The 497-nt window shown below is 43.3% G+C and carries 1 protein-coding gene; it reads left to right on the forward strand.

Going from position 1 to position 497, the window contains the following annotated elements:
* Window positions 1–127 precede the first annotated feature (127 nt).
* On the forward strand, window positions 128–497 hold a 370-nt coding region (locus tag KKC1_RS03495), incomplete at its 3' end, for a UPF0236 family transposase-like protein (protein ID WP_192868057.1).

Raw genomic sequence — 497 nt, forward strand, 5'->3', positions numbered from 1 at the left:
GTAGCAGTAAAATAAATCTAGGTAAAAGCCATAGATTACCATAGCAGCAGGAGAAGACGAAAAAAGGGAGAACCTCCAATGGTAAGGGAAATAAACCGCGATAAGCGGGACCAAAGGAGGCTCTCCCATGAACACACAGTTTAAATTAGGAATAGACCTAATTGATATACAGAGCTGGGGTGAAAATCTATTAAACCATCCCTGGACACAAGCTCTTATACTCAATTTAATCAATGACGGGATAGATTTCAAGACCTTCGAGAAAAAAGTTTTTAGGCAGGTGGCGGAAACACACTGTCAAAGCATCAAAGTTCTTTTAGAATGCGCCGACGAAGTACTAGCGCGCTCACTTAAACGGACGGGTTGGAAAATCGTATGTATAGAGGAGAGAACAATCATCACCAGCCTGGGTCCCATTACCTACAAGAGGAGGTACTACAAGAAGCAGCTAGCGAGCGGAGCAGTAATCTACGTGCATTTACTTGACGAGATACTGG

It is taken from the genome of Calderihabitans maritimus (assembly GCF_002207765.1).
Classification (GTDB): Bacteria; Bacillota; KKC1; order Calderihabitantales; family Calderihabitantaceae; genus Calderihabitans; species Calderihabitans maritimus.